The organism is Oceanicella actignis (assembly GCF_008124525.1).
Lineage (GTDB): Bacteria > Pseudomonadota > Alphaproteobacteria > Rhodobacterales > Rhodobacteraceae > Oceanicella > Oceanicella actignis.
In genome coordinates, this window is sequence record NZ_VNHJ01000021.1 from 1 (window position 1) to 5,073 (window position 5,073).

5 protein-coding genes and 1 pseudogene are annotated in these 5,073 nt (G+C 69.9%); 2 read left to right on the top strand and 4 right to left on the bottom strand.

What is annotated here, in order from left to right; translation table 11 throughout:
* Nucleotides 1-126: 126 nt before the first annotated feature.
* From LY05_RS14805 to LY05_RS14820, 4 genes and pseudogenes are all read right to left on the bottom strand, one after another.
* Nucleotides 127-1,263: pseudogene (locus tag LY05_RS14805) on the bottom strand (phage portal protein); the annotation flags it as partial.
* Nucleotides 1,264-1,476, bottom strand: a complete 213-nt coding sequence (locus LY05_RS14810) for a phage head-tail joining protein (protein WP_072748509.1) — start codon at nucleotides 1,474-1,476, stop codon at nucleotides 1,264-1,266.
* A gap of 3 nt (nucleotides 1,477-1,479) precedes the next feature.
* Complete coding sequence (locus LY05_RS14815) at nucleotides 1,480-3,513, bottom strand: phage terminase large subunit family protein (protein ID WP_148923685.1); 2,034 nt, start codon at nucleotides 3,511-3,513, stop codon at nucleotides 1,480-1,482.
* Entirely contained in the window at nucleotides 3,464-4,027 is a 564-nt protein-coding gene (locus LY05_RS14820) for a hypothetical protein (protein WP_148923686.1), read from the bottom strand. Before LY05_RS14820 ends, LY05_RS14815 begins: the two co-directional genes overlap by 50 nt.
* Before the next feature lie 110 nt (nucleotides 4,028-4,137).
* Between LY05_RS14820 and LY05_RS14825 the strand changes: the two genes are divergently transcribed.
* Entirely contained in the window at nucleotides 4,138-4,410 is a 273-nt protein-coding gene (locus tag LY05_RS14825) for a hypothetical protein (RefSeq protein ID WP_148923687.1), read from the top strand.
* Nucleotides 4,411-4,505: 95 nt separating this feature from the next.
* Complete coding sequence (locus LY05_RS14830) at nucleotides 4,506-4,967, top strand: DUF3489 domain-containing protein (RefSeq protein ID WP_148923688.1); 462 nt, start codon at nucleotides 4,506-4,508, stop codon at nucleotides 4,965-4,967.
* Nucleotides 4,968-5,073 lie beyond the last annotated feature (106 nt).

Below are 5,073 nucleotides of genomic sequence, written 5' to 3' on the forward strand. Positions count from 1 at the left end.
ATACCGAGCGCCCGCATCTGGGCTACCGAAACCAGGGCAGACGCCCCATCGAAACCGTCATGTCATTCGTCAGTCAAGAAGGTTAAGAGAACAGACTTCCTGCGACCCCTTCTTGCCTGACAGGCTGTCCATCCAGCGCGCCCAGACCGGACGGCAGAGTTGATAGACCATCACCGCGTGCTGGTAGGCCTCGACCCGGCGGCGGAACTCCAGAAGCGCCAGCCGCGAGTTCGAGTAGTTGGCCCGCACCATGTCGTTGGTGAGATACGCATAGGGCACCCCGAGCGCGGCCGAGACCTGCAGGAGCGTGCGATACTGGAAGGGCTCGTAGGTCTGGCCCACGTCCGCCGGGCTCGATGCCTGGATTTCCTCGCCGGGCGCCAGCATCGTCACGCTGCCCGGCTGCAGGTCGAGCACCCGCGCGCCGTCCTCGTCGCTCTCGGCCGCATCGAACGCCTCGGCCGGCGCCGGGGTGGTGATGAAGAGCGCGTGCATCGCCGCGACCTTCTTCCGGTCGAGCTCGGCGTCGTCATACTAATCGAGCAGGAAGAGCTTGGCGACCGCCGGCGCGAAGCGCGACACGCCCCTCAGCTGCCCGGCATCGACCGGATCGACCACATGCACGATCTCCGAGGCCGGGATGCGCACGGTCTCGCCGGCCAGCCCCGGATCGGTCACGTCGCCCGGATGGCGGCGCAGGAAGTGATAGGCGACGCGGCGGCCCAGCCAATCGAACTCGATCCCCTGCCGGATCGCCCCGCCGCCGGGCAAGGGCTCGTTGCGGGTGAGCGGCAGCATCTCCGAGGGGATCATCTGCAGTTGCAGCGGCGCCGGCAGCCCGTCCTCGGGCCGGCGCGGGCGGGAGCGGAAGAACACTTCGCCGGCGATGAACACCTCGCGCGCGGCGCGGCGCTGCAGCCCGTAGAAGTCGGTCAAGCCCTCGGCGTCCGCCGCGTCGGTCCAGTCGAGCCAGAGCCGCTGGACCTGTGCCTTCAGATCGGCATCGGCAATGAGCGAGGAAGGCTTGATCCCGGCGCCCACCACGTTGCCGGCCCAGCTTTCCACCGCGTTCACCGCATAGCCGTTGTTGCGCGAGAGCCAGCGCGCGCGGGCGGTGATGTCGGCCCCGGCCGCCGCGATCAGCGTGTTGAGATGGGCGCGCGAGGGCTGGAAGTGCCGCAGCCGCCGCCCGGCCTGGCCGGCATCGAAGCCGCCGACGAAGGCGCCGATCCGCCGGCGCAGCTGGCCGAGCGCGCGCCGCATTCAGAGCCCCTTGCTGGCGGTCGCCCGCACGATGCGCCGGCGCCGGCCGGCACTGGCATCGGCGATGCGCCGCTCGATATCGGCCAAGGCCGCGGCCATCTCGGCGTCCGAGGCATAGGTGATGCGCCTTCCCTCCACCTCGACGGTCCGCACCCCGCGATAGCGCGCCTCGAGAAGCGCCTCGCGCCGGGCGATCAGGTCATCGACAAGCATGGCTCACCCCATGTAGCTCGAGCGGCAGACGCGCCGCGCGCGCCGCCCCGGTTTGCGATGGATCCGGCCCGCGGGCGCCTGCCCCTCGGCCCGGTCCGGTTCCGTGCCCCTGATGCCCACCTGTGCCTCCAGATCGGCCCATGTCGCCTCGCCCCAGCGATCGGCGCCGGCGATCCAGGCGGCGGCGCGGGCATACACCCGGCAGTCGAGCGCCTCGTTGCGCTCGCGTAGCTTCTGCCATTCGAGCTTCGCGAAGCCGCGGCGGTTGCGCACCGTCACCAGCTGCTCGGCGACGAGCTGCCGGATCCACTCGGTGTCGGCCCAGCCGGGCAGATGCACCGTGCCGGGCGGGAGCGCGGCGCCTTCCGCCAGTTCTTCGACCGTCGGTCGCGCCAGCCGCAGGAAGCGGTAGGTCTCGGCCTTGAAAGTGGACACCGCCACCGTCCAGAGCCGCGCGCCCCGGCGCAGGCGCTTGCCCGAGACGGTCGCGTCGACATAGGTCGGCCCGGAGACGGGACTGGACCGGTTGAAGCCTTCGACCCCCTTCACCGGCGCCACCTGAGCAAAGCCGACCGAGCGCGCCCAAGCGTAAACCGCGGCCGTCTCGTAGCCCGTGTCGATGGCGAGCTTCGCCAGCCCCAGTTCGGCGCCGCCGGCATGCCGCCAGGTGCGGCCGAGCAGCTCCGTCAGCGCGTCCCAGCATTCCGGGTTTGCCGGGCCGCCTTCGATCACCACGTGATCGACGAGCCAGCTTTCGAGGCCACGGCCCCAGGCCCAGACATCGACCTCGATCCGGTCCTTCTGCACGTCGGCGCCGGCGGTCAGGAACAGACCCTTGTCGGGCACGGTCCCTGCCGGCCAGTCCTCGCGCCGCTCGGCGATCCGCTGCCAGTCGCTCGCCATTGTCCTCGGACCAATGGCGGACAATGGCTCGCCGTCGCCGGTCTCGATCCACGTCTCGCCGAGCACCGTGTTGCGGAACACCCGCTCGGCCTCGTCCGAGTCCGCCGCCGTCTCCTTGTCCCGCGCGATGTCGGCCCAGCTTTTCCACCCCGGCGGCGAATAGAGCGCCGAGAGATGAAACCCCACCGTCCGCGCATCGCGGGGGTCGGCGGTTGCCCGCCATTCGCCCGCCGCCAGCATCGCCGGCTTATGGTGCTCCTCGATCCGCTCCTCGCAGGCATCGCAGTGGTACGCTGCCGTCTCCGGCTTGCCCTTCTCCCAGCGCAGCCGCTCGAACCGCAGCCACTGCATCGCGCCGCAATGCGGGCACGGCACGAAGAAGCGGCGCTGGTCGGACGCCTCGTATTCGCGCTCGATCCGGCTGAGCCCCCGGATCGTCGGCGTCGAGACCAGGAAGACCTTGCGCCTATGCGCGAAGGTGAGCGAGCGCGCCTCGGCGAGCGCGACCGGGTCGCCTTCCTCGTCTGCCGAGGCCGGATAGGCGTCCATCTCGTCGAGGAAAACGTAGCGCGCCGGAATCGACCGCAGCCCCACCGCCGAGTTCGCGCCGGTCAGCACCAGCACGCCGCCGGGGAAATCCTTCGACAGCTGCGTGTTGCCGCTGTCGCGCGCCCGCGCCGGCCGCACGCGTTCCCTCAGCGCCGGGCTCTCCTCGATCAGCGGGTCGATCCGTTGGCGCGAGTTGCGCTTGGCGAGCTCCACCGTCGGCTGGACCGCCAGCATCGGCCCCGGCGCCTGGTGGAACACGAAGCCGATCCAGTTGTTGCCGGCCTCCGTCGCGCCGACCTGTGCGGCTTTTTGGAACACCACCCGCTGCGCCGGATGGCCGGGCGAAAGCGCGTCCATGATCGCGCGCATGTAGGGCGTGCGCTCGGTGCGATACCGGCCGGGCTCGGCGCTCGCGCGCGAGCTCAGCCAGCGATGCCTGTCCGCCCATTTCGAGACGGTCAGCCAGGGATCGGGCGTGAGCCCGCGGCCCCAGGCCCGGAGCAGCGCCTCGGCCCCATCGAACTGCGCGACCTCGTCAGAGGACGATCCGGGGCTGGGCGAGTTCCTCGAGATGGGCGCTGACATGGGCCTCCAAAACCTTCTGCATGGCCGCCGTATCCGCTCCCAGTTCCGCCGCCATCAGCGCAGCCACCCGCGCCGGCCAGTTGACCCAGGCATCGCGCTCCTCGCGCGCGAGCCGGAACACAAGCGTTTCCGCTCGGGCGCGGTCGACGAGCTCGCCCTTGAGCTTTTGCAGCCGGATGCGCCGCTCCTGCGCCTTCAGCACCTCATTTGCCGTCTTCGCTTGCAGGAAGGTGGTGCCGCCGCCGGTCGTGGGCGCGGCCAGCCCCTGTTCGCGCAGCGTGCCGCCAACAGCCGAGACGGCCGCCTCGGGCACAGGCTTCAACTTTCGTTCCTTCGCCGGCGTCTTACTGGTCTTCGAAGGATCGGTCGCCTGCGCCCGCAGGGCATCGCTGGCCTCCGCGTCGATGCTGCCGTCCTCGTGCAGCACCAGCCGGCCGGCGGCCTTCGCCTTCTGGATCGCGCCGCGTGACAGGCCGACGCGGGCGGCATACTGGCGCTCGCTCATGCCCTGCATGACGGTCTCCGATTATCATTCAAAATCAGGTGCTTATCCGGTTGATAAGCCGGGCGCGTCGAGCGAACGTCCGATCACAAGGACTATGCAACTCGCCCGGAGCTACGACGATGACCACCCGCCTGAACCCGATCACCACCCCGCGCTTTGAGGCCCGCGCCGAGAAGGCGCGAAAGAACCAGGAGGCGGCGCTCACCGCCTTCGTCGCCCGCAAGGCCGAGATCGACGAGATTCTCGCCCGCCTGCAGGCGCTCAGCGACGATCACTTCAACGTCGGCCCGGACGAGGTGAACTGGAGCCATGTCGGCAGCCTCGGCCACATCACCGAGCGGCTCGCCGAGATCACGGCCTTCGCCTTCGGTGAGGACGCGCCCAACGAATGATCCCCGGCGTTGCCGGAACTCCCGCCGCGCCGAGGCGCGGCTCGGGGTCGTGGGAGGGCCGCGACGGTCGCGGCCCCGATCAAGGAGACGACCCCATGACCCAGATCCAGCTTTCCGACGCCCAGGCCGTCATCCTCTCCACCGCCTGCGCCCGCGAGGACGGGTCCATCTTCCCCATCACCGCCAGCCTCAAGGGCGGCGCCGTCGGCAATGTCTGCAAGAGCCTGCTGAAGCGCGGGCTGATCGATGAGGTCCCGGCGACCGATCTCGAGGCCATCTGGCGGCATGACGAGGAGCGCGGCCCGATCACGCTGCGCGCCACCCCGCTCGCCTACAGCGCGCTCGGGATCACGGACACACAGGATGAGACTCCGGTGAACGCGCCGCCCGCCCCGGTCCAGCCCCGGAAAGGCACAAAGAAGGAGACGCTGATGGAAATGCTCCGCGCCGAAGGCGGCGCGACCATCGACGAGATCATCGCCGCCACCGGATGGAAGCCGCATACTGTTCGGGGGGCCATGTCGGGCGTCCTCAGAGCCGAACCCGAAAAGAGTTGAGCGATCTCAGCAGGTTGTGATTCCGTCCGTTTGCGAGACGAGATGGAGTGCACGATGGCCTGGACAGAGACCGCTCGCCGGGATCATGCCCGGCGAGGGCGCGGTT

Coding starts and splice junctions, on each gene's coding strand:
- LY05_RS14830 (WP_148923688.1), top strand. CDS start 4,506: ATGACCCAGATCCAGCTTTCCGACGCCCAGGCCGTCATCCTCTCCACC.
- LY05_RS14820 (WP_148923686.1), bottom strand. CDS start 4,027: ATGCAGGGCATGAGCGAGCGCCAGTATGCCGCCCGCGTCGGCCTGTCA.
- LY05_RS14825 (WP_148923687.1), top strand. CDS start 4,138: ATGACCACCCGCCTGAACCCGATCACCACCCCGCGCTTTGAGGCCCGC.
- LY05_RS14810 (WP_072748509.1), bottom strand. CDS start 1,476: ATGCTTGTCGATGACCTGATCGCCCGGCGCGAGGCGCTTCTCGAGGCG.
- LY05_RS14815 (WP_148923685.1), bottom strand. CDS start 3,513: ATGTCAGCGCCCATCTCGAGGAACTCGCCCAGCCCCGGATCGTCCTCT.